19 protein-coding genes are annotated in these 21,593 nt (G+C 60.4%); 6 read left to right on the top strand and 13 right to left on the bottom strand.

From position 1 onward, the window contains the following. Positions 1–145 precede the first annotated feature (145 nt). Positions 146–883 carry an SDR family oxidoreductase gene (locus AAFH49_RS17460; protein ID WP_342300188.1) on the bottom strand — a complete coding sequence of 246 codons (738 nt, stop codon included), beginning with the start codon at positions 881–883 and terminating at the stop codon, positions 146–148. 76 nt (positions 884–959) lie between these two features. Next, positions 960–1,850: a helix-turn-helix domain-containing protein gene (locus AAFH49_RS17465; protein ID WP_342300190.1), complete on the bottom strand. Its 891-nt coding sequence runs from the start codon at positions 1,848–1,850 to the stop codon at positions 960–962. 188 nt (positions 1,851–2,038) lie between these two features. On the opposite strand from AAFH49_RS17465, the gene AAFH49_RS17470 reads away from it, so the two are divergent. The 3 genes from AAFH49_RS17470 to trxA all read left to right on the top strand — a co-directional run bounded on the left by AAFH49_RS17470 (position 2,039) and on the right by trxA (position 8,867). Next, positions 2,039–4,480, top strand: coding sequence for a LysM peptidoglycan-binding domain-containing protein (locus AAFH49_RS17470; protein WP_342300192.1), 2,442 nt, complete (start codon positions 2,039–2,041; stop codon positions 4,478–4,480). Positions 4,481–4,626: 146 nt separating this feature from the next. Further along, positions 4,627–8,340, top strand: coding sequence for a DNA polymerase III subunit alpha (gene dnaE, locus AAFH49_RS17475; protein WP_342300193.1), 3,714 nt, complete (start codon positions 4,627–4,629; stop codon positions 8,338–8,340). Between the two features lie 197 nt (positions 8,341–8,537). Next, positions 8,538–8,867 (top strand): thioredoxin, encoded by a 330-nt coding sequence (gene trxA / locus AAFH49_RS17480; protein WP_227785613.1) that lies wholly within the window; start codon positions 8,538–8,540, stop codon positions 8,865–8,867. An 83-nt stretch (positions 8,868–8,950) separates the two neighbouring features. Here the strand turns inward: trxA and AAFH49_RS17485 are convergent, their stop codons facing one another. The 3 genes from AAFH49_RS17485 to AAFH49_RS17495 form a co-directional block, all read right to left on the bottom strand. Further along, the gene (locus tag AAFH49_RS17485) at positions 8,951–9,265 is read right to left on the bottom strand and encodes a hypothetical protein (protein WP_342300194.1); all 315 of its coding nucleotides are present in this window, start codon (positions 9,263–9,265) and stop codon (positions 8,951–8,953) included. A 340-nt stretch (positions 9,266–9,605) separates the two neighbouring features. Beyond that, on the bottom strand, positions 9,606–9,953 hold the full coding sequence (locus AAFH49_RS17490; protein WP_342300195.1) for a hypothetical protein: 348 nt from the start codon (positions 9,951–9,953) through the stop codon (positions 9,606–9,608). A gap of 214 nt (positions 9,954–10,167) precedes the next feature. Then, positions 10,168–10,506: a hypothetical protein gene (locus tag AAFH49_RS17495; RefSeq protein ID WP_342300197.1), complete on the bottom strand. Its 339-nt coding sequence runs from the start codon at positions 10,504–10,506 to the stop codon at positions 10,168–10,170. 191 nt (positions 10,507–10,697) lie between these two features. On the opposite strand from AAFH49_RS17495, the gene AAFH49_RS17500 reads away from it, so the two are divergent. Both AAFH49_RS17500 and AAFH49_RS17505 read left to right on the top strand, forming a co-directional pair. Beyond that, entirely contained in the window at positions 10,698–11,156 is a 459-nt protein-coding gene (locus AAFH49_RS17500; protein ID WP_342300199.1) for a hypothetical protein, read from the top strand. Positions 11,157–11,307: 151 nt separating this feature from the next. After that, positions 11,308–12,603, top strand: a complete 1,296-nt coding sequence (locus tag AAFH49_RS17505) for an aminopeptidase P N-terminal domain-containing protein (RefSeq protein ID WP_342300201.1) — start codon at positions 11,308–11,310, stop codon at positions 12,601–12,603. A 76-nt stretch (positions 12,604–12,679) separates the two neighbouring features. On the opposite strand, the gene AAFH49_RS17510 is transcribed toward AAFH49_RS17505, so the two are convergent. From AAFH49_RS17510 to AAFH49_RS17545, 8 genes are all read right to left on the bottom strand, one after another. After that, positions 12,680–13,234: a DUF4252 domain-containing protein gene (locus tag AAFH49_RS17510; protein WP_342300202.1), complete on the bottom strand. Its 555-nt coding sequence runs from the start codon at positions 13,232–13,234 to the stop codon at positions 12,680–12,682. A gap of 90 nt (positions 13,235–13,324) precedes the next feature. Further along, positions 13,325–14,920 (bottom strand): hypothetical protein, encoded by a 1,596-nt coding sequence (locus AAFH49_RS17515; RefSeq protein ID WP_342300203.1) that lies wholly within the window; start codon positions 14,918–14,920, stop codon positions 13,325–13,327. Positions 14,921–15,023: 103 nt separating this feature from the next. After that, entirely contained in the window at positions 15,024–15,434 is a 411-nt protein-coding gene (locus AAFH49_RS17520; protein ID WP_198067726.1) for an EVE domain-containing protein, read from the bottom strand. 192 nt (positions 15,435–15,626) lie between these two features. After that, positions 15,627–16,997, bottom strand: a complete 1,371-nt coding sequence (locus AAFH49_RS17525; protein ID WP_342300205.1) for a DUF3570 domain-containing protein — start codon at positions 16,995–16,997, stop codon at positions 15,627–15,629. 23 nt (positions 16,998–17,020) lie between these two features. After that, entirely contained in the window at positions 17,021–17,218 is a 198-nt protein-coding gene (locus AAFH49_RS17530) for a DUF4266 domain-containing protein (RefSeq protein ID WP_425293343.1), read from the bottom strand. 65 nt (positions 17,219–17,283) lie between these two features. After that, positions 17,284–18,288 (bottom strand): FAD:protein FMN transferase, encoded by a 1,005-nt coding sequence (locus AAFH49_RS17535; RefSeq protein ID WP_342300208.1) that lies wholly within the window; start codon positions 18,286–18,288, stop codon positions 17,284–17,286. A gap of 115 nt (positions 18,289–18,403) precedes the next feature. Then, positions 18,404–19,042, bottom strand: coding sequence for a thioredoxin family protein (locus AAFH49_RS17540; RefSeq protein ID WP_342300209.1), 639 nt, complete (start codon positions 19,040–19,042; stop codon positions 18,404–18,406). 217 nt (positions 19,043–19,259) lie between these two features. Further along, on the bottom strand, positions 19,260–19,673 hold the full coding sequence (locus AAFH49_RS17545; RefSeq protein WP_342300210.1) for a hypothetical protein: 414 nt from the start codon (positions 19,671–19,673) through the stop codon (positions 19,260–19,262). A gap of 162 nt (positions 19,674–19,835) precedes the next feature. Between AAFH49_RS17545 and AAFH49_RS17550 the strand changes: the two genes are divergently transcribed. Beyond that, positions 19,836–21,593: a DNA polymerase/3'-5' exonuclease PolX gene (locus AAFH49_RS17550; protein WP_342300211.1), complete on the top strand. Its 1,758-nt coding sequence runs from the start codon at positions 19,836–19,838 to the stop codon at positions 21,591–21,593.

A 21,593-nucleotide genomic window follows, 5' to 3' on the forward strand; every position in this document is an offset into this window, starting at 1 on the left:
GAACGTCATGCTGAGCGCAGCCGAAGCATCTCTACCGCGAGAGTAAATAATTACTTCCTCGGTAGAGATGCTTCGGCTGCGCTCAGCATGACGTTCTTTATCGTCTGCCCAAATTACTCACCCCAAAGCGCTCAACTGCCGCTGTCTACCACGGGCTAATGCCCGTTTCCGGCGCATTGTCATCGCTGAAAAACTGGCTGGTGGGACCATCTGGGCCCAGAACGGCGGCTTTCACGACGCGGGCGGCGGCATCGGCCATGCTGCCGGGGCCGCTGTGGTGGTTGAAATCGGTGGCGGTGTAGCCCGGGTCCACGGCATTCACTTTGAAGGGCGTATCGCGCAGCTCGTAGGCCAGCATGATGGTGTAGGCATTCAGAGCCGCTTTGGAGGGCTGATAGGCAGCCCCTTTCACGGCGTAGTATTTCCACGAGGGGTCGTTGTGCAGCGTGAGCGAGCCCAGGCCCGAGGTCACATTCACGATGCGGGGCGCGGGCGACTGCCGCAGCAGGTCAAGAAAGGCCTGCGTTACGGTAATTACCCCGAACACATTCGTTTCAAAAACCTCCTTAATCAGGCTGATTTCGGCGCTGACGGCTGGCTGCGACATGCCGCCGAGAATGCCTGCATTGTTGATGAGCACGTCGAGGACGGGCGTTTTCTGGCCCAGGGTTTCGCGGGCAGCTTTGATGGAATTACCGTCGGTTACGTCGATTTGCAGAGGCTCAACTTGGGCGAAGCCTTCGGCCTTTAGTTGGTCGGCAGCCTGCTGGCCTTTTTCAAGGTCGCGGCTGCCGAGGTACACGTGGTAGCCCTGCTGTAGCAGCTGGCGGGCGGTTTCGAAGCCAATGCTTTTGTTGGCCCCGGTAATGAGTGCGGTTTTCATGGTCAATGATTTCCAGTTGATTAACAGCGCAAAATTATCGGGCCCGATGAGCGGGGCTGGCACCCATTTCGCGGTATTACTGGTACATTTTGCGGATGGTGGCGCGGTATTCGGCCGGGGTGGCGCCGGTTTCACGTTTGAAGAAGCGGTTGAAGTAAGACGCATCCGAAAACCCGAGGTCAAACGCGATTTCCTTGAGCGAATGCTGGGTGTAAAAAAGCCGCCGCCGGGCTTCCAGCACCAGCCGTTCGTGCACGTGCTTGATGGCCGGCTTTCCGCTTTTGGCTTTCACCACCTCGCTCAGGTGGCCGGCCGAAATATGTAGCTGGGCGGCATACGCGCTTACCTCGTGCAACTCGCGGTAGCATTCCTCGATTCGGGCCTGGAAAGTCCTAAGCAGCTGCTGGTCAGCCGATAATTCTTCGCCTGTGAACTGCTCCGTGTACAAGCGGCTCAGATGGGTGAGCAGCACCGTCAGGTAGGCGCTCAGCATGCGGTGCTGCCATTCGCCGGGGCGGCTGTATTCGTCCTCCAGCTTCGCCAGCATCTCCTCCACGAAGGTCCCGTCGGCTTCGGTCAGCAGCAGTTCGTGGCCGTTGTAAGGGTTCAGAATGAGCGGCAGTTCGCGCAGCGCCGCGTTTTGCTGCAAGGCCAGAAACTCCTTCGTGAACGTGAGGCGGGTGCCCCAGAAGGGCGTGGGAGCCTCTTTCACCAGCACCTGGTTTGGGGTGGAGAAGTACAGCGTATTGTCTTTCCGGTCGTAGGATTTCATATCCACCCAATGCCGGCCACGGTTGTGCTTCACAAAAACCAGCAAATAATAGGCCTTGCGGTGCGGAATGAGCAGGTTTTCCTCATAGGTCAGCTCGCCCTCGGAGCGTAGCAGGGTGAATAGTTTGCTCCCAGTTACTTCGTCCCGCTCGAACGGGTATATCGGGACGGGCTGCTGGCTACTGAGGGTGTACATGGGCTGAAATTGTTTTTTCGCTGCTACAACTGCGGTGCTGATACAGAGTTTGCCGTGCAACGGGCTAAACCAAGCCGCCCGAGCGCACCGTCCGCAGGGCTAGGGCTGGATTTCCCCCGAAAATCAGGTTCTTTGTAGCTTCTGGGTCGAAAGCTGCTGCGGTGGCTGCTGCCGGTCTGGGGTTGTTTATGCGAAATTTGATTCTGCTGCTGGGGGTTCTACTGACGTTTACGGGCACATTGGCAGCCCAGCCGCTGGCCCCGCGCCCGCACCCCGACGTGCCCGCCGCCATGGACGTAGCCGGCATTCACCTCGTCCTTAGTGAGGAAGCCCAGCGCCTCGTGCAGCAAAAAGCCGACGGCCTGTGCCGCCACCAGCCCTCGTTTCAGGCGCGGGTTGATTTGGCCGATGCCTCGTTTCCCATCATTGATAGAGTGCTGAAGGAAGAAGGCGTGCCGCTCGATTTCCGCTACCTCGCCCTCCAGGAAAGCGCCCTGTTGGGCAATGCCCGCAGCAACCACGAGGCCGTAGGCTACTGGCAGCTCAAGCAGGAAACCGCCACCGGCCTGGGCCTCACCGTCAATAGCGCCGTGGATGAGCGCCAGCACCTCACCACCAGCACCCGCGCCGCCGCCCGCTACCTCACCCGCAGCAACACCAGCCTGCACAACTGGCTCAACGCCCTGCTGAGCTACTACACCGGCCCGGCCGGCGTGAAACCCTACACGCTGCCCACCGATTTCGACGCCACCGAAATGGCCATTACTGAGGCCACGTCGCCATACGTGCTGATGTTTCTGGCCCAGAAAGTGGCTTTCGAGCCCGCCTGCGGCCTCAACCCCAAGCCGAAACTGCTGCTCCAGGAATTCCCCGCCGTGGCCGGCCAGAGTCTCTACGACCAGGCCCTCACGCTGCACGTAGACTCGGCCGCGCTAACTACCCACAACCACTGGCTGCTGGCCGCCACCGTGCCCGCCGATAAACCCTACACGCTCATCGTGCCGGTAGGCGACATCACTCAGGCCGCCGGCATCGTGGCCAACCAGCGCCTGCAAAGCCGCGGCCAGCTCCTGAGCGCACCCACCGTGGCCGCCAATGCCGCCGAAGTGCGCCTCAACAACCTGCGCGCGCTCATCGCCCTGCCGGGCGAGACGATGGCCGACCTAGCCAAACGGGGTCACCAGCGCCTGGGCGAGTTTTTGAAACACAACGAATTGTCGGCTTTTGACCAAGTGGTAACCGGCCGCCCGTATTTCCTCGAAAAAAAGCGCGATGTGGCCGCTGTGGAATACCACGTCCTCCAGCCCGGTGAGCGGATTTTCGACGTGGCCCAGAAGTACGGCATCCGCCAGAAAGCCATTTACACCAAAAACCGCATGGCTCGCGTCGAGGAGCTGCGGCCCGGCCGCGTGCTCTGGCTGCAGCACACCCGCCCCCGCGAAACCGCCATCGAATACCGCACCCAGCCCGAGGGCGCGGCCCTGGAGCGCCCCAGTGTAGCCGCCACGGCCGCCGAAACCGAGACGGATAATCTAGTCGACCAGGCCAACGAAGCCGTGGCTACCCGCCGCACCGAATCGGCTGGCGATGGCAAAGTGAAGGTTAAAATCAAAGTCAAAAGCGACACCGGCAAAACCAAGCGCGTAACCACGGAAAGCACTGACGGCTGGGGCGAGGCGCTGGAAACGGCCACCACGACTGCCGCTACAGCACCGGCGGTAGCGCCCGCGCCTGCTCCGATGGCATCTGCGCCCGTTGTGCCGACCCCGGCTCCCGTTCGTGCGGCTCCAACGCCGGTACGCTCGGCTCCAATTTCTGCTCCCACGCAGCCATCTTTTGCCAAGAGAACCTATCTGCCGCCGCCCGCTGCCGCCCCAGCACCCGCGCCATTGGCCGATGAGCCGCGACAGCCAGATTCGACCGTGGCGGTGCCTGTGAGCCGCCCGGCGGTAGTTGCCAAGCCTGTAAACGCGCCCGCTGCGCCGGTATATGTGCCGAAGCCGGCTCCGGCGAAAGTTGCTGCGCCTGTCGTTCCTACTCCGGTTGCTGTTGTGCCCAAGCCGGAGCCTACCCCGGTGCCTGTCGCCGCCGCGCCCACATCGAAGCCCGCCACAGCGGCCGTGCGCGCCATTCCCGCCGATGCCACCCACCGCGTGGAAGCCCGCGAGACGGTTTATTCCGTGGGCCGGCTTTATAATATTCCTCCCGCCACGTTGATTGCCATCAATCAGCTGGCCCCTCCCTATGGTTTGGTTACGGGTCAGGTATTGACATTAAAGGCCACGGAGCAACAGCCCGTTCCAGCCGCCAAAGCTGTTCCAAAACCTGCTCCCGTAACTGCGCCCGTGTCGGCCCCGGCCCCTCACGCTACCGGGCAAATAAACCCGGCGCTGCTGTACGTGCCCAAAGCGCCCAAAAAAGCTGCTCCGGTAGCTTCGGCAGCAACCGCAACCCCATCCGCACCGGAGGTGCAAACGACTACCCAGCACACCGTTGTGAAGGGTGAGACCCTGTACAGCATCGCCAAACGCTACCAAGTAACCATTGCCGACCTGCAAGCCTGGAACAACAAGCCCGATGCCTCGGTGAAGCTGGGCGAAGTGCTGCGCGTGCAGACCGAGACGAAATAAAATAGCCCGAAAAATGGGTTGACTGCCGGCTCACAAGTCGTAAAAAACGCAGCAGTCAGGGAATCAGGCAGCAGGGGAATGGGGTTTGGCAATGCCCGCCAGCCGGGGGTATCTTTACGATTAGCCCGTTCCCAACGCCCTGTCTTATGCCCGTTTTCTCGCACCTCCACTCGCACACGCAATACTCGCTGCTCGACGGTCAGGCCAGCATTGGCGCCCTGATGAAGAAGGCGCAGAAGGACGGCATGCCCGCCGTGGCCCTCACCGACCACGGCAACATGTTCGGCGCGTTCAACTTCGTGGCCGAAGCGAACAAGTACAACGTGAAGCCCATCGTGGGCTGCGAGTTTTACCTTGTTGAAGACCGTCACAAAAAGGCCTTCAGTCGCGAGAAGGGCGAGCGCGACACCCGTCACCACCAACTGCTGCTGGCCAAGGACCAGGCTGGCTACCACAACCTGAGCAAGCTCTGCTCGATGAGCTTCATCGAGGGCGTGTACTCTAAGTTTCCGCGCATCGATAAGGAGCTGCTGGTGAAGTACCACGAGGGTCTGATTGCCACGTCGTGCTGCATCGGGGCTGAGATTCCGCAAACCATTCTCTTCGGCACCGAGGCCCAGGCCGAGGAAAAGCTGAAGTGGTGGCTCGACCTATTTGGCGAGGACTACTACATCGAAATCCAGCGCCACGGTCTGATGAATTTCGACGGCACCGGCAAAAGCCAGGAAGACGTGAACCAGGTGCTGCTGGGCTTTGCGCGCAAGTATAACGTCAAAGTTATCTGCACCAACGACTCGCACTACGTCGACCAGACTGACTATGCCGCCCACGACCTGCTGCTCTGCGTGAACACCGGCGAGGAGCACAGCATCCCGGTCGGCGATATCCGCACCAATTACTACACCCTGATGACCAGCGGGGGCGAGGTGAAGTACGACCTGCTCGACAACCTGCGCCGCGACCACTCGCGCGACGAGCGTGCCCAGCGCCAGCTCCGCCGCATCGACGAGGAACTGCAGAAGCCCAAGCCGCACACCCGCTTCGGCTTCGCCAACGACCAGTTTTTCTTCAAAACCCAGGCCCAGATGAACGAGCTGTTCATCGACGTTCCCGAAAGCATCGACAACACCAATGAGATTGTCGACAAAATCACCCCTCCGAAGCTGGCCCGCGACATTCTGTTGCCCAACTTCCCCATCCCCGCGCCCTTCGCCAACGCCGATGAATTCCTGCGCGAGCTGACCTACGTAGGAGCTTTCGGCCCAAGTGCCGGCAACGGCACCGTGACGATGACCAAGCCGCCGCGCTACTCCGACCGCACGCCCGAAGTCGAGGAACGGCTTGATTATGAGCTGCGCATCATCCAGACGATGGGTTTCGCGGGCTACTTCCTCATCACCCAGGACTTCATCAACCACGGCCGCAACATCGGCGTGGCCGTGGGGCCGGGCCGGGGCTCGGCCGCCGGCTCGGCGGTGGCCTACTGCGTGGGCATCACCAACATCGACCCCATCAAGTACTCGCTGCTGTTCGAGCGCTTCCTGAACCCCGAGCGCGTGTCGATGCCCGATATCGATATTGACTTTGACGACGTGAACCGTCAGAAAGTCATTGACTACGTGGTGAATAAATACGGCAAGACGCAGGTGGCCCAGATTATCACTTTCGGCACCATGGCCGCCAAGTCCAGCATTAAGGACGTGGCTCGGGCCATGGAGTTGCCCCTGCCTCATACCAACGACCTCACCAAGATGGTGCCCGATAAGCCGGGCACCACCTTGGCTGGCGCCTTCGCCGAAAACCAGGAACTCGACATGATTCGGCGCGATGAGTCGCCCGAAAACCTGAAAGGACAGATTCTGCGCCTCGCTACCCAGCTCGAAGGCTCGGTGCGCAACACGGGCATCCACGCCGCCGGCGTAATTATCGCGCCGGACGACATCACCAAGTACATTCCCGTCTCGACTTCCAAGGACTCGGACCTGCTCATCACGCAGTTCGACGGCAAGGTGATTGAATCGGCGGGCATGCTGAAGATGGACTTTCTGGGTTTGAAAACCCTGACGGTTATCGTGGATGCCATGAATCTGATTGAGCGCAACCACGGCGTGAAAATCGACATCGACGAAATCCCGCTCGATGACGAAAAGACCTATGCCCTCTACCAGCGCGGCGATACCATCGGCACGTTCCAGTTTGAATCCGAGGGCATGCGCCAGTACCTCAAGGACTTGAAGCCGACCAACATCGAGGACCTGATTGCCATGAACGCCCTCTACCGCCCGGGCCCGATGCAGTTCATCCCGAACTTCATCAACCGCAAGCACGGCCGCGAGGAAGTGGAATACCCGCACGAGCTCCTGAAACCCATTCTGGAATACAGCCAGGGCATTATGGTGTACCAGGAGCAGATTATGCAAACGGCCCAGATTCTGGCCGGCTATTCGCTCGGCGGGGCCGACTTGCTGCGCCGTGCCATGGGTAAGAAGGACATGAAAAAGATGGCCTTGGAGCGCGAGAAGTTCATCGAAGGCGCCAAGAACATCCACGGTATCGCGGCTAAAAAGGCCAATGACGTGTTCGACGTGATGGAGAAGTTTGCGGAATACGGCTTCAACCGCTCGCACTCCGCCGCTTACTCCGTGGTTGCCTACCAGACTGGTTATCTGAAGGCTAACTACCCGGCTGAGTACATGGCGGCTGTGCTCACCAACAACATGGGCGACATCAAGAAGGTGACCTTCTTCATCGAGGAAGCCCGCAAGCAGGGCGTGCCCGTGCTCGGGCCGGATGTGAACGAAAGCCTCCTGAAATTCAACGTGAACCAGGAAGGGGCCATCCGCTTCGGCATGGGCGCGGTGAAGGGCGCGGGCGAACTCGCGGTAGAAAGCATGGTGCAGGAGCGCGAAAAAGCCGGCAACTACTCCGATATTTTCGACTTTGCCAAGCGTGTGAATCTGCGCACCGTGAATAAGAAAACCTTCGAAAGCCTAGCCCAGGCCGGCGCATTCGATGGTTTCGACAAGCACCGCCGCCTCTACCTGGATGCGCCGGCCGGCGACCAGAACCTCATCGAAAAGGCCATGAAAGTGGGCCAGCAGCACGCCGCCGCTAAAGAATCGGCCCAGCACAGCCTCTTCGGCGCGGGTGCGTTCGGGGCCGTGGCCGCGCCGTTACCCAAGATGCACGAGATGGAGCCTTGGAGCAAAACCGAGCAGCTCCGCCGCGAAAAGGAGGTCGTAGGTTTCTATCTGTCCGGCCACCCGCTCGATGCCTACAAGCTGGAGCTGGACGCCTATTGTACCTGCGGTCTGGAGAAAGTAGACGAAATCAAAAATAAGGAAATTGCCGTGGCGGGATTGATTAACAACGTGTTATTCAAGACGACGAAAACCGGCCAGCCTTTCTGCACCTTCACCCTGGAAGACTACGAGACGAGCATCAACCCGGCGCTGTTCCGCGACGACTACACCAAATTTGCGCCCCTCATCAACCCGCGCAACTACCCCAACGAGCAGGTGCCGCCCATGTACGTCAAGCTCAAGCAGGAGCTGCGCCGCCACACCCAGGACCAGTGGGACCTGCGCATCCTGACCATGGAACCGCTGGCCGATGTGGCCGAAAAGCGCAGCAAAGGTGTGCGCGTGCGCCTCGACCTGCGCACCGTGACCGCCCCCATGCTCGACCGGCTGGAAGAAGCCATCGAGCACGCGCCGGGCGGCAAGCGCCTCGAAATTCAGTTTGTGGAGCCCCACGAGCACCTGGCGGTAGACATGTTCTCGCGCCGCTTTCAGATTGAGCCCAAGGCTTTCATTGAGAAGATGAGGGAGCTGGATATGGAAGTTTGCACGCTGATTTAGCGGTTTAGCGCTGGTGAAATTTTAGGAAAAATCTCGTCATACACCGCGTTCAGATAGAAAATCCAGTCCTTCACCGGGCCAGCCAACCATTCCTGAACTTTCCCCCGGCCCCGCTGTTTTACCATCCAATCTGCTACCTTGCGACCCCGTTGGCCGTATACGCCAGACTATACTAATTAACCCCAACCCAAATTGAAATGGGACACAAAGCAATTGAGATAACCGACGCCAACTTTGACGAAATCATCAGCGGCGATAAGCCCGTATTGGTTGATTTCTGGGCCGAATGGTGCGGCCCCTGCCGCATGGTAGGCCCCGTAGTGGAGGAACTGGCCGGCGAATACGAAGGCAAAGTCGTGGTCGGCAAAGTTGACGTGGACGCCAACCCCCAGACTTCCATGAAGTTCGGTATCCGCAGCATCCCCACGCTGCTGGTCTTCAAGAATGGCCAAATCGTTGATAAACAAGTAGGCGCCGTGCCTAAGCATGTGCTCGCCCAAAAATTGGAAGCTCAGGTTACGGCATAATTCTGCTGCCATCTGACGCTAAAAAAGCCCCTTGCCAATGCGGCAAGGGGCTTTTTTATTGTTAGAACGGTGCTGACTGGGCGCTAGTTAAGGGCGCGGGTGCAGCGCCGCTTGCGGGCCTGCGAGGCGTGCAGGGCCTGCCGCTTCATATGCTGCTGATGTTGGTGCAGATGCCAGTCCAGCTTGGCAGGGGAGGTGACTTTCCGGTTGGCCTCTAGGCCCAGCAGGATAAGTACGGCGCGGTTGAGCTTCGCTGTCGATTTGCGGGTGGTGCGGGCGTTGTTGCGGGACACTAGGACTGCCTTTTTCGCCGCCACGGCGCGTTCCCGCGCTGCTTTACGCTGAATTTCGGCCGGGGTGTCGTCGAAAGACGGGGCGGAGCGCGGGGCAGCGGGCACAAAACCGGAACATAGGAGCAATAGTCCTCCGGCTACCAACAACGTGCAGCAGTGTGTATTCATTGCAGTATACAAAAAAGTGAAAAAGGTTGGTAATGTGTCAGTTGGTGCGCTGCCTATTTTTGAGGCCGAGCACCGCTTGGCTAACCGCTTAGGGTTATAATAAAAATATATATATTAAAATAAAATAACAAATTATTCCTAATGAATTTTTCATGAATTCGCAGGTTCTGTGAAATGAGGATAGGGAAAGGTGTGCAAAATCTACAACTGCCGGAGAACAAAAAGCCCCTTGTCGATACCGACAAGGGGCTTTTTAAAACAATAAGTTTAGTGAGGGCTACTCGTGGGCGCGGTGCCGGTGGGCGCGGGCGGCCATGCGGGCCCGGGATTTCAGCTGCTTTTGGTGGGCGTGGAGCTGGCGGTGGAGGCGGGCCGGTGAGGTGACGGCTTTGCTGTCTTCGAGGCCGAGAATGACGAGCATGGCCCGCTGGAGCTTATTGGTGACTTTGCGGGATTTGACAGCTAGGCGCTGCATTTTGGAAGCTTTTCTGGCGGCAACAGCTTTTTCGCGGGTGGCGGCCTTCTGCTCGCGGGTGGCGGCTTTGCGCTGCACATCGGCGGGCGTATCGTTCAGGCTGTGGCGGGTATTGGCGGCACTGGCCGAAGGTGGGCCGAGTAGCAACAAAGAACTGATAGTTAGGACAGAGTAAAGAAAGTGCTTCATATGCCAGGCAGCAGAAAGTGGGAGAATGAACCGGCGGATTCCTGCCGGTAGTGCTTTTGTGTGCACTAAAGTAATATTAAATTTAAAAAATCAACAATAATTCATAAAAAATCCCTGCATCTGATAAGGGATGCAGGGATTTTGGCAACATAATAAGAGGCGATAGGACAGCGGGCTAGCGCACGGCGCGGGGCCGCACCTGGCCGTCGTGCTTCTGGCGGTAGATGGCGCGGCTGGCCTGGTTTTCATCCTTGCGGATGTCCTGGCGCTCGTCGCGGGTCACGATGCCGTCGGCGCGGGCGGCGCGCTTGTCCTGCCGGATTTCGGCTTCTCGGCCCTTGAGGCGGGCGGCTTCGGGGCGGGTGAGTTCGCCGGTGGCCACGCCTTGGCGGATGCGGGCGCGCTCATTGCGCTGGCGGGCGTTGATGCCGGGCGTCACGACCTGGGCCACGGAAGTATAGGAGACAGCCAGCAGGCTAACGGCGGCGAGTAGCGAAAACAACGACTTTTGCATGGGAATAAAAAATAATAGTGAGGGGAAAGATGCGGGTTGGAGGCTGGGCTGCCGGAAAGGTTTAACCGCCGTGGCGGAGGGAAAATGAAGTTGGCACGGGATATGAAAAAATAGCTACATTGCCATCCAACCACGCGGCCCGAAACCGCGTAGGAGGCGCATTCTCTCACTCTTTAGTTACACTCACTCCCATGAAACGCATTCTCGGATTCCTCGTTTCCCTCAGCATCCTCGGCGGCTCGGTGGCCCAGGCCCAAACGGCTACGCCGGCAGCCGGCACCCAGATGAGCACCAGCTCGTCGAAAACAATGACGACCAAAACCATGCAGGCCCCGGCCACGAAAACGACGGTGAAGTCGTCGACGATGACCAACCCGGCGGGCATGACCAAGTCGAGCACCATGACCAAGGGCGCGGCTACCACCAGCAAATCGAGCACAATGACCACGCCCTCGGGCATGACCAAGTCGTCGACTTCGACCAGCAGCACTAAAATGAAGGCCGATGGCACGCCCGACATGCGCTACTCGGAGAACAAATCGACCAAAACCACCAAGATGAGCACCGGCCCCCTGAAGGCCGACGGCACGCCCGATATGCGCTACAAAGCCAACAAAACGACCGTAAAAAAGACCTCAACCAAAATGTAAGGTCCAGCGGTTAACCGTTAAAAAAGCCCTTGCTTATGAATAAGCAAGGGCTTTTTTGCTTTTCATTCAAGCCGCAGTCGGTCCACAGTGCTAGCCCATGCCGGCAGCCGGCTACCTAACTTGCGGCCCCATTCCAACTCAACTCTTGCCCATGCGCTACGCTCCCCTTGCCCCCGAGCTTTTTATTGAAAACCGCCGCCGCTTCCGCGAGCTGCTGCCGCCGGCTTCGCTGGCCATCTTCCAGAGTAACGACGTGATGCCGACCAACGCCGACGGCACCATGGCCTTCCGCCAGAGCAACGATTTGTTCTACCTGTCCGGCGTGGACCAGGAGGAAAGCATCCTCGTCATCTTCCCCGATGCGCGCCTGCCCCAGCACCGCGAAATTCTGTTTTTGAAGGAAACTTCGGAGCACATTCTCATCTGGGAAGGCTACAAGCTGACCAAGGACGAAGCCCGCGCCAACTCCGGCATCCCAACTATTATGTGGCTGGATAGCTTCAAATCGGTGCTACCCGCGCTGATGAACGAGGCTGAGAATGTTTACCTGCCTTCCAACGAGCACATCCGGGCTGTGGTGGAGGTAGAGACGCGGGATGCCCGCTTCATCAAGAGCCTGCAGGCGCAGTACCCGCTGCACACCTACCGCCGGGCGGCACGCCTGCTGCACCAGCTGCGCGCCATCAAGAGCCCCGAGGAAATCCGTGTGATGCGCGAGGCGTGTGATATTACGGGCAAGGCGTTTCGGCGCTTGCTGGGTTTTGTGAAGCCGGGCGTGTGGGAGTTTGAGATTGAGGCGGAAATCGTGCACGAATTCATGCGCAACCGCAGCCGGGGGCCGGCTTATGGCAGCATCGTGGCCAGCGGCAAGAATGCCTGCGTGCTGCACTACACCACCAACGACAACCAGTGCCAGGACGGCGAGGTGATTCTACTCGACTTCGGGGCCGAATATGCTAACTACGCCGCTGACCTCTCGCGCTCCATTCCCGTGAACGGCAAGTTCACCCCGCGCCAGCGCCAGGTGTACGATGCCGTGCTATCGGTGATGGATTTCGCCAAAACGCGCCTCGTGCCCGGTGGCGAAATCGAAGCGTACCACCAGGCCGTGGGTGAGTACATGGAACAGCAGCTCATCAAGCTCGACCTGCTGAACGCCGCCGATGTGAAGAACCAAGACCCCGCTGCGCCGCTCTACAAGAAGTATTTCATGCACGGCACCAGCCACTACCTCGGCCTCGACGTGCACGACGTGGGCTACAAGTACCGCACCTTCGAGGCGGGCATGGTGTACACCTGCGAGCCTGGCATCTACATTCCCGAGGAAGGCTTGGGCATTCGTTTGGAGAATGATATCCTGCTCACGGCCAATGGCAATGAGGACTTGATGGCCAACATTCCGATTAAGGCGGAGGAGATTGAGGCCTTGATGGCCCAGGGCCGATAGAGTCTAAGGTAAACGCAAAATGCCCGGCTGAACCTTCGTTCAGCCGGGCATTTTGCGTTTACTTCAGGGTGACAAATTACTTGCTGGTGGCCTGCACAATCTGCGGCAGGTACTTGCTCAGGGCCGCTACCTGGGAGCTGGTGAAATTGCCCTGCACCGATACCAGCACAAAGGAATCGGCCACGTCGGGCAAGGTACCGAGGGCGGCGAATTCCGAAATGCTATTGCCCGAGCCGCGCGTGGACACAGCGTAGTTGCTGCCACCGAAGCCGGCCGTGGTCAATGGGTCGTACTTATTGTTCTGGAGAATACCGGCGGCTTCGCTGCGCAGGCCCTGGGCCGCCAGCTCTTTGGCCGAGGTGGTGGTGGGGGCGAAGCTGATGACCTTGGCCGAGCGGATGCCGGTGATGCCGTTGGTGAGGTCGGAGCCGCCGAGGAGCTTGGCGGCTTTCACCAGGGCCAGGCGCTGGAGCAGGTCGGCCGACCAGTCGGTGGTTTTGAAGCCTTCGCGGCCTTCGTATTTCGAGAAAAACGAAGAAACGGTGCGAGCCGGGGTGCCGGGGCCACCGGCGCGGCAACCCGCTAGCAGCAAAAACAGGATGAGGACGGGGAAGCGGAGTTTACTAATCATGCGGCAAAAGTGGCGAGAAGATTGGTGCGTTGTACGCGCCAAGCCCGCTCTACGGTTATTCGCCAAGCGAATAAACCCGACCATCCCAGCTTAGAACACCACCGAATTCAGGAAAAATACGTCCCGGTCTTTGCCATGCTCTACGCGCACGTGCTGGTAGCCGGTGGCCACGAAGCGGCTGCCGAACCAGGGCAGCAGGTCGGCCTGGTAGGTGTCGGTGGCGTGTTCGGCCCCGCTATCGGCGGGGCCGGCCCCGATTTGGATGGGCACCTGCTGGTCGTTGGGCGACGACTCGGCCCCGCGTACCAGCTTGTAGCGCAGCTTGTTTTCATCGAGGTAGGCCAGCACGAGGCGGCCATCGGGCAGGGCTTGCAGGCGCACGGCTTCTTCGAGCTCGGAGCGACGCAGGTTTTCCACCACGAAGGTGTTGTCCCAGATGAGGTTGCCGGCGCGGTCGAACCCGCACACCAGGGCATGGGTAGTTTCGTAGCCATCAAAAATCCGGGCATTGCCGTAGGGCGAGCCATACTGGTTGCCGATGCCGCTGTAGAGCGGGCCGTTGTAGCTGCCGTAGCTGTTGTAGCGGTAGTGGGGGTAGTACACTTCGGCCACCAGCACGTAGCCGCCGTCGGGCTGGGGCAGCAGCTCGTGCAGCAGCAGCCGGTAGTGCCAGCGCAGGGGCGGCACCGAGCGGGCAATGCGGCGCTCGGTGCGCAGCCGCAGCCGGGCCTGGCGGCTGGGCTTGAGGTAGTCGAAAAAGTGCTTGAGGTGCAGGAAATCGTAGAACCGCAGCGGCGGCTTGGCGCCGGTGTTGGCCCCCTTGCTCAGGTCGGTGGCAAACAGGCCCTGCGCGTAGGTGGGGTCGCGAAGCGAATAGGTGCCCATGAGCAGGCGGGCGGTGGTGTCTTGCGGGGGCGTAAGCTGGGCGGTGATGAGGCTGCGCTCGCTCTCGGCCTGCACAAACTCGGAACTCACGAGCTGGCCCTTTTCGGTGAGGCGCTTGAGGAGCAGGCGGCTTTTGCGGCCGTTGGTCTGGCTCAGCACGTACTCGGCGCGGCGGCTGGCGGCATCGGCCACGAAGGTGAGCTGGGTGGGCAGCGGCTCGTATACGGAGGGCAGGTACTGCATCTGGCCGGTGGCCACATCGAGCAGCAGAGCCGTGACGTGCTGCTGGTCGTTGAGCAGCACGGTGGCCAACAGGCGACCGTCGAGGGCCTTTAGCTCCACCACCTCGCGGCTGAGCTTGGTGTCGAAGGTCTGGGTGCGGGTCTGGCTCACGCGGCCATCGAAGGCGGCCACCAGCAGCCGGCCGGGGTTGTTGTGCGACGTGAACAGGGCGTAGACCGTGGTGCCCTCGGCGCACATGCGGGCAAAATCAAACTCCTCGTCAATTTCCAGCGGCAGCTCCTGCCGCAGGTGCAGGTCGCGGTCGTACTGCTGAAAGGCAAACTTGGTTTTGTTCGACAGCGGCCGGTCGCGGCCCAGCAGTAGCACCACGGTGCTATCGGTGGCCAGGGGCTGCACGTGCACTTCGCTCTCGTGGCGCTCCAGCGGCAGCTCAGTGCGGGCCGGCTGGCGGGGAGCGTTGGCGGGGGGCGGCAGCGGGGGCTTTGGTTGGGCGTGCACCGCCGCCGGGGCGGCCAGCGTTGCCAACGAAATCAGCAGCAGGATGTAGCGAAGTTTCATGCCCGTACGCCGTAAAAAGTAACCGTGAATACTCGTTTCTAACGCGCGGCTACTGCTTTAAAGTTACAACCGAATTCTGCGTTTTGTCTGGTCTCGAAAATGGTTATTCAGCCCCCAGTTCCAGAATGGCATCGAACTCCTCGGGCCGCACCGGCAGCACCGACAAGCGCGACTGCCGGATGAGGGCCAGCTCGCCCAGCCGCGCATCGGCCTTGAGCTGGGCCAGGCCCACGGCCCGGGACAGTGGCTGCACCGGCCGCAACGGCACGGCCACCCAGGGCGAGCCGGCTTCGGCCGTGGCATCGGGGATGGCCAGGGCGGCCACTTCGGCCAGGCCTACAATGGCTTTTTCGCTCACGCTGTGGTAGAAGAGCACGAGGTCACCGGGCTGCATCAGGTTGAGGTTGTTGCGGGCCTGGTAGTTGCGCACGCCGGTCCAGGCAGTGCCGTCTTCCTGCACGAAGGTGGCCCAGGAGTAGGCTTCGGGTTCCGATTTAACGAGCCAGTGTTTCAAGCGTTGAATGAGTAACTGAGTAACTGAGTAACTGAGTAAGTAAGTAAGTAAGTAAGTAAGTAAGTAAGTAAGTAAGTAAGTAAGTAAGTAAAGGGTGGCGACACGCAAACGGCCGGCACTGGCATTGATGCCGGCCGGCCGTTGGTTTACACACCACAAAGAAAATAAAGCCGGGCGCAAATGCCCCGGTTTTTAGAGCGCGAAGCCCAAATCGAAGCTGATGATGTTGGCCTTGAGGTCGGCCCGGTTGGCGGCGGTGTAGATGGTGGAGCCGGTTTGCTGGTAGTTGGCGTAGCGCAAATCCAGTGATTTGAAGCGCATGACGCGGGGCAAGCCCTGCGCGTTTTTGCCCGGCACGTGGAAACGGCCGATGCCGTACACCGGCGAGTAGCGCAGCCCCAGGCCGATTTTGTTGGCCGAGAAAGCCGACAGGTCGTAATCGGAGGTATAATACGTGTCGCTGATGGAGTGCTCCATAAAGGGCGCGAAGTATTTGGCGGCCGTCTGGGTATGGTAGCGGTAGAAGGGATACAAGACGAAAAACGGCGTCACCTTCACCGGCAGCTCCACTTCAAACGTGTGGGCCGTGATACCGAAATTGTCATTATAGAAGCGGTAGAAGCCGCGAATCTGGACCAGGTCAGAAGCATAGTAGTTCAGCCGCAGGCTCACCGGGTACTTGAAGCGGGCGCGGGGTAGGTTCTCGATTCGGGCCGCCGTGGCCACACGGGGCGCGAAATTGTCGCCCACGCTGGTTGGAGCAGGGTTCAGAATCGTGTTGTCCCGGAAATACACCCGATGAAACGGCGTGCTCAGCAAGCCATTCTGCGACACCAGTTCGGTACTAATAGCCGCCTGTAAACGCTTGGTGAGTACCTGCGAATAGGTGGCCGTGAAATTGTAAGTCTGGCGAGTATCGGAGCCATAATTCTTTTCGCCCCGGTTGGTGGTAGCGCCGGTCGAATACCCTTCCCGCAGCTCCAACGGCTGAATCAGCGTCACGCGGTCGAAAAACACTTGCCCGGCCAGGCTCAGCTGGCGGTTGCCATCCTGCGAGGTTTTGGCGAAGGAGCCGGCCAGGTTGAACGAGAGGTAGTCATATTCTTTCGACACGCCCGTGCCCACACCCCAGATGGTGCCCTTGGCCTTCTGCTCGCGGCTGTAGCCAAAATCGCCGTGGTAGCGCACATCGTGCGCCGATGGCGTGCTCAGCGCAAAGTCGATGCGGTCGGTCGAAGCTGAGGCGTAGAAATCAGCCCCCACGTTCACCGTCAGCCGGCTAACGGTATCCAGCGGCACGTTTACGATGATGGCCGGGGGCACGTCGGTGAGCTGCTGGGTGCCGCGGCCGCCTTCCACCGCGCCGTGGCTGCCGTCCTGCTGGTAGTAGCCGCCGATGATGTCGATGGTGGTTTCGTCGGCCGCGCGGCTCACCGGCACCGAGGGGCTCACGGGCGCGCCGTAGCCGTCGATGCGGTTCGGGTTTTGCGTGGTGCCGGTTTGGGCCAGGGCCGGGGTGGCCAAGGCACTCAGGGCGAGCAGCGGGAATAGGAGATTTTTCAAGAAGTCGGGCTGATACAGAGTGATTAATTGCAGCCGCAGCCGCCGCCTACTTTGCCGCCATTAGCCCCGCCGGCCCCTTCGCGGTAGCTTTCGAAGTTGGTTTCGGGCGTTTCCACGGTTTTGCTGGCCAGCTTCATGTCCTCGTCGTTGAGGTACACTTTCTGGTAGGCTTTCACCGATACGCAGCTGGGCAGCGCTGCCCCCAGGGGCAGCAGCAACAGCCCCAGCGCCAGCCGGGGGTGCGCAGATAGAGAGATTTTTTTCACAATCATTAAGTTACGAAAAATCAGGGGCGGGCGGCCGGAGTCGCGCCGTGGTAGTAGTTCAACGTCATGCCCCGGGAGGCCAACGTGCGATTATCGTCGGTTATCAGCGTGCAATCAACGCCCTTCAGGCTGTTGATGAAAGCCAAACCGGCGGTTGGGCCTTTCACGAAGACGACTTCGTCCAATCCATCGGCCAGTTCCACGTCGGGGCAGAGGATGGTGACCGAGCGCAGACCGATGGACGGGTAGCCGGTGTGCGGGTTGATGATGTGGCCGTACACCTGCTTGCCCACCGTGAAATACTGCTCGTAGTTGCCAGCCGTGACCACGGCCATATCCGTCACATCGACCCAGGCGGCCACGCTGTTGGGGTGGTCGGGGTCGCCGATGGCCACGCGCCAGAGCGAGCCGTCGGCCTGTCGGCCCCAGCAGTAAATGTCGCCCGAGCCATTCATCAGCCCGCCTTTGATGCCCATTTTGTCGAGCACCTGCTTGGCCCGGCGCAGGCCGTAGCCCTGCAGAATACCCGCCAGATTGATGCGCATGCCCTTTTCAGGCAGAAAAACCGTGTGCTTCGCGGCATCCATCTGGATTTTCTGCCAGCCAATGCGCCGCACCGAAGCCCGGATGGCCGCCGAATCGGGCAGGGCGGGGTGGGCCTGCCGGTCGAACTTGTACAGCTTATCGGCGCTGGCGAAGGTGATATCGAACGCGCCGCCGCTGAGGCGCGACAGGTTCAACGTGCGGGTAATCAGGTCAAACGTTTCGGGCGACACGGCCACCGGCCGCACGCCCGCCGCCCGGTTAATGCGCACCACTTCGGATGTGGAATCCCAGAACGACATCAGCCGGTCAATGCGCTTCACTTCACCCAATCCCGCCCGCAGTGCCCGCTGCCCGGCCGAATCATCGTCGGCCACCACCGTAAAAGTAAAGTGCGAGCCCATGAGGTGGGCACTGCGCGTGAAGGTGTGGCGCTGGGCCGAAACCGTTTGGGCGCTGCCCGTCCATGCCGAAAAAAGCATAGCCAGCAGCGCCCAAACGGCGATTCCAGGTTTTAAATTCGTGTGCATACTACTGGCAAAGTCCGAAGGGCCGGCATTGGTTCGGGGCCAGCCGGCCCTTCAGCGGCAATATTTCCTACAGCGTGGGCACCACCTTTTTCAGGTAAGCCTCGAAAGCGGCCGGGCCGCCGGCGATGTAGCCGGTTTTGGCCAGCACCTTGCCATCAGGCGCGATGACGACGGCCAGCGGGAAGTCGCCTTCCTTATTGAGCTGCGCGGCGGCCGCTTCGTTCAGCTTGAGCTGGGCGGCGGTGGGCTGGTTCTTTTTCATGCGCGGAAAATCGAAGTGGGCCAGCACCAGCTTGTCCTTGGCATAGGCCGTAAACTCAGGCTTGGCAAAAACTTCCTGCTCGTACATGATGCAGGGCTTACACCAGTCGGAACCCGAAAAAACGGCCAGAATGGGCCGGTTGGTGGCTTTGGCCTGGGCCTGGGCCGCGCCGAGGTCAGAAATCCATTCAGCGGGCAGTTCGGGCTTCACCACCTGCGGGGCCGACACGCCGGGCGATTTCGGGGTGGGCTCCATGGGCACGGCGGCGGCGGCTACCTCTTTGGGCTCGCTTACGGGGGGCTTGGGCACAGCGCTGGTTTTGGTTTTAACCTTGCTGGTTTTCGTTTTAACAGTGGTTTTCTGGGCGTGGGCCGGGGCCAGGCTAACGAGGGCCAGGCCAAGGGCGAAGGCCCGCACGGGGCTGAAAGAAGGGACGAAGGACATGATGATAAGCACGTAAAAGGTGAAAGACTGCGAAAAATGCCGCCCAAACGCTGCTGGTTTCTACGATGGCAGGAGTCAGAGGTTGAAATACGGAGCCGGGGGCGTTTTGCTTGCCGCGTTATGCCAAAACTCCTGCCAGGAAATGAATATGCCGTGAAATGCCGGTGCCCCTAGCACCAGCCAAGCGCTGAAAGGGCTGATTTAGTGTGCAAATGCCTTATTTCACTCGCCGCAGTTTCAATACTTTATTATTCAGCGACAGAATTTCAAGCGTGTAGTTGGGTTCGTGGCCGTCGGTGAGGTGGATGATGAGGCGGGTAGTGCCGTCGGCGGTCCAGGTGCCGGGGTGGCCGGCCAGCCCGTCGGTGGGCGCGATATCGAACTGCTCGAACCGGCCGAAGGACTTGATGGCGAAGCCCGTGCGGCCCCGTGTCGGCGGGAATTTGTAGGTGTTGGGGCGGTACACCAGCGTATCGCCCCGGTTTTCTTCGTGCGAGGCCAACCAGGTGCCTTCCAGCTGCTTCATGGAAGTAGGGGAGGAGGTGACGACGGCCGGCTTGTGCCGCTCGCAGGCGGCCAGCAACAGGAGCGGGGCCAGCAACAGCCGGCCCGAAAAAGTCGGTTTGAACATGGCAATGGGGCCGTCTGAGCGAGATGGTTCGCGCTCCCGGCCCGGCAACCAAGGTACTGCCTGCTTGCGTGGCATGGCCGCATTGAGGTGGTTGGCCGCCCGCTGCCGTACCACGTAAGCCCCAGGATAAACTACCTTCGTGCCCCTAAAAGCCCCTTCCCCGTGGATAACCGCGCCCTGACCCGTGCCTTCAAGCTGGCCGCCCAGCTCATGGAGCTGCACGACGAAAATCCGTTCAAAATCCGCGCCATCGAAGGCACGGCCAACGCCCTTGATGCCCTGAGCTTTCCGGTTTCGGAAATAGAGCGCTCCGGCCTGCCCGACCGCACCGGCTTGAGCAAAACCGCCGCCGCCAAAGTGGCCGAGCTACTCGATACCGGCACCTTCTCCGACCTGCAGCGCCTACTGGAAGTGACGCCGCCCGGCGTAGTCGAAATGCTGGGCATCAAAGGCATTGGCCCGAAGAAAATCCGCAGCCTGTGGCGCGAGCTGGGCATCGAAACCATCGAGCAGCTGCGCGAAGCCGCCGAAACCGACCAGGTGAGCAAGCTCAAAGGTTTCGGCAAAAAGACCCAGGACAGCATCCTCGAAGCCCTGGAATTCGCGGGGCAGAGCAAGGGCAAGCTCCTCTACCCGCAGGCCGAAAAGTTGGGCAATGAGCTGGCCCAGCTACTGCGCGACGGCTTGAAAACCGAACAGGTAGCCGTGGCTGGCGAAATCCGCCGCCGCCTCGAAACCGTGGAAACCGTGAGCCTCGTGGCCGCTGCCGAGAAGCTGACCAAAGCGCACGAGCTGCTGAACACCACGGCCGGCCTCACGCCCGACCCGCGCCGCTCGGGGCCGTTTGCCTGGCGCGGCACGGCTACCGAATCAGGGGTGCAAATCGAAGTGCTGCTGGTGAAGCCCGAGGATTTTACGACCGAAGTTTTCCTGAATTCCGCCGCTGAAGCACATTTGAGCGAACCCATCCCGCAGCCCACCAACCCGCAAATCCACAACTCCACCTTGCGCCAGTGGGCGCGGCGCGAGAAGTTTCAGCAGGAAGACGCGCTCTACGAGAAAGCCGGCCTGCAATTCATCGTGCCCGAGCTGCGCGAAGGCCTAGGCGAAATTCCCCTAGCCGCTGAGAAAAAGCTGCCCCGCCTGCTCGAAGACGGCGACCTGCGCGGCTCCCTGCACAACCACAGCACCTGGTCCGACGGCAATCACAGCATCCGCGAAATGGCCACTTGGCTGCGTGACCACAACTACGAGTACCTCGGCCTCTGCGACCACAGCCAGGCCGCCCATTACGCCAACGGCCTGAGCGTGGAGCGCGTGCGCCAGCAGCACCAGGAAATCGACCAGCTGAATGCCGAGTTGGCCCCGTTCCGCATTTTCAAAGGCATCGAAAGCGACATTCTGGGCGACGGCTCTCTCGACTATCCCAACGACGTGCTGGCCAGTTTCGATTTCATCGTGGCCAGCGTCCATTCCAACCTGAAAATGGACGAGGCCCGGGCGACCAACCGCCTGCTACGCGCCATCGAAAACCCCTACACGACCATGCTGGGCCACCCCACCGGCCGCCTGCTGCTGCGCCGCCAGGGCTACCCCATCAACTACAAAGCCGTTATCGATGCCTGCGCCCAGCACCAAGTCATCATCGAAATCAACGCCAACCCCTGGCGCCTCGACCTGGACTGGCGCTGGGTGCGCTACGCCCTCGACCAAGGCGTAATGCTCAGCATCAACCCCGACGCCCACCACACCAACGGCTACGAAGACATGCGCTACGGCGTGCTGATGGGCCGCAAAGGCCATTTGACGAAGGAAATGACGTTCAACGCCAAGTCGGTGGAGGAAGTGGCAGCCTATTTCGAAGCCCGCAAAGCCGCCATAAAGCCGCCGCTGGAATACAAGAAGTCGTTGTTTGAGTAG

The sequence above is a fragment of the Hymenobacter segetis genome (assembly GCF_038448715.1).
Lineage (GTDB): Bacteria > Bacteroidota > Bacteroidia > Cytophagales > Hymenobacteraceae > Hymenobacter > Hymenobacter segetis.

Coding starts and splice junctions, on each gene's coding strand:
- AAFH49_RS17460 (WP_342300188.1), bottom strand. CDS start 883: ATGAAAACCGCACTCATTACCGGGGCCAACAAAAGCATTGGCTTCGAA.
- AAFH49_RS17465 (WP_342300190.1), bottom strand. CDS start 1,850: ATGTACACCCTCAGTAGCCAGCAGCCCGTCCCGATATACCCGTTCGAG.
- AAFH49_RS17470 (WP_342300192.1), top strand. CDS start 2,039: ATGCGAAATTTGATTCTGCTGCTGGGGGTTCTACTGACGTTTACGGGC.
- dnaE (WP_342300193.1), top strand. CDS start 4,627: ATGCCCGTTTTCTCGCACCTCCACTCGCACACGCAATACTCGCTGCTC.
- trxA (WP_227785613.1), top strand. CDS start 8,538: ATGGGACACAAAGCAATTGAGATAACCGACGCCAACTTTGACGAAATC.
- AAFH49_RS17495 (WP_342300197.1), bottom strand. CDS start 10,506: ATGCAAAAGTCGTTGTTTTCGCTACTCGCCGCCGTTAGCCTGCTGGCT.
- AAFH49_RS17500 (WP_342300199.1), top strand. CDS start 10,698: ATGAAACGCATTCTCGGATTCCTCGTTTCCCTCAGCATCCTCGGCGGC.
- AAFH49_RS17505 (WP_342300201.1), top strand. CDS start 11,308: ATGCGCTACGCTCCCCTTGCCCCCGAGCTTTTTATTGAAAACCGCCGC.
- AAFH49_RS17510 (WP_342300202.1), bottom strand. CDS start 13,234: ATGATTAGTAAACTCCGCTTCCCCGTCCTCATCCTGTTTTTGCTGCTA.
- AAFH49_RS17515 (WP_342300203.1), bottom strand. CDS start 14,920: ATGAAACTTCGCTACATCCTGCTGCTGATTTCGTTGGCAACGCTGGCC.
- AAFH49_RS17535 (WP_342300208.1), bottom strand. CDS start 18,288: ATGCTTTTTTCGGCATGGACGGGCAGCGCCCAAACGGTTTCGGCCCAG.
- AAFH49_RS17540 (WP_342300209.1), bottom strand. CDS start 19,042: ATGTCCTTCGTCCCTTCTTTCAGCCCCGTGCGGGCCTTCGCCCTTGGC.
- AAFH49_RS17545 (WP_342300210.1), bottom strand. CDS start 19,673: ATGTTCAAACCGACTTTTTCGGGCCGGCTGTTGCTGGCCCCGCTCCTG.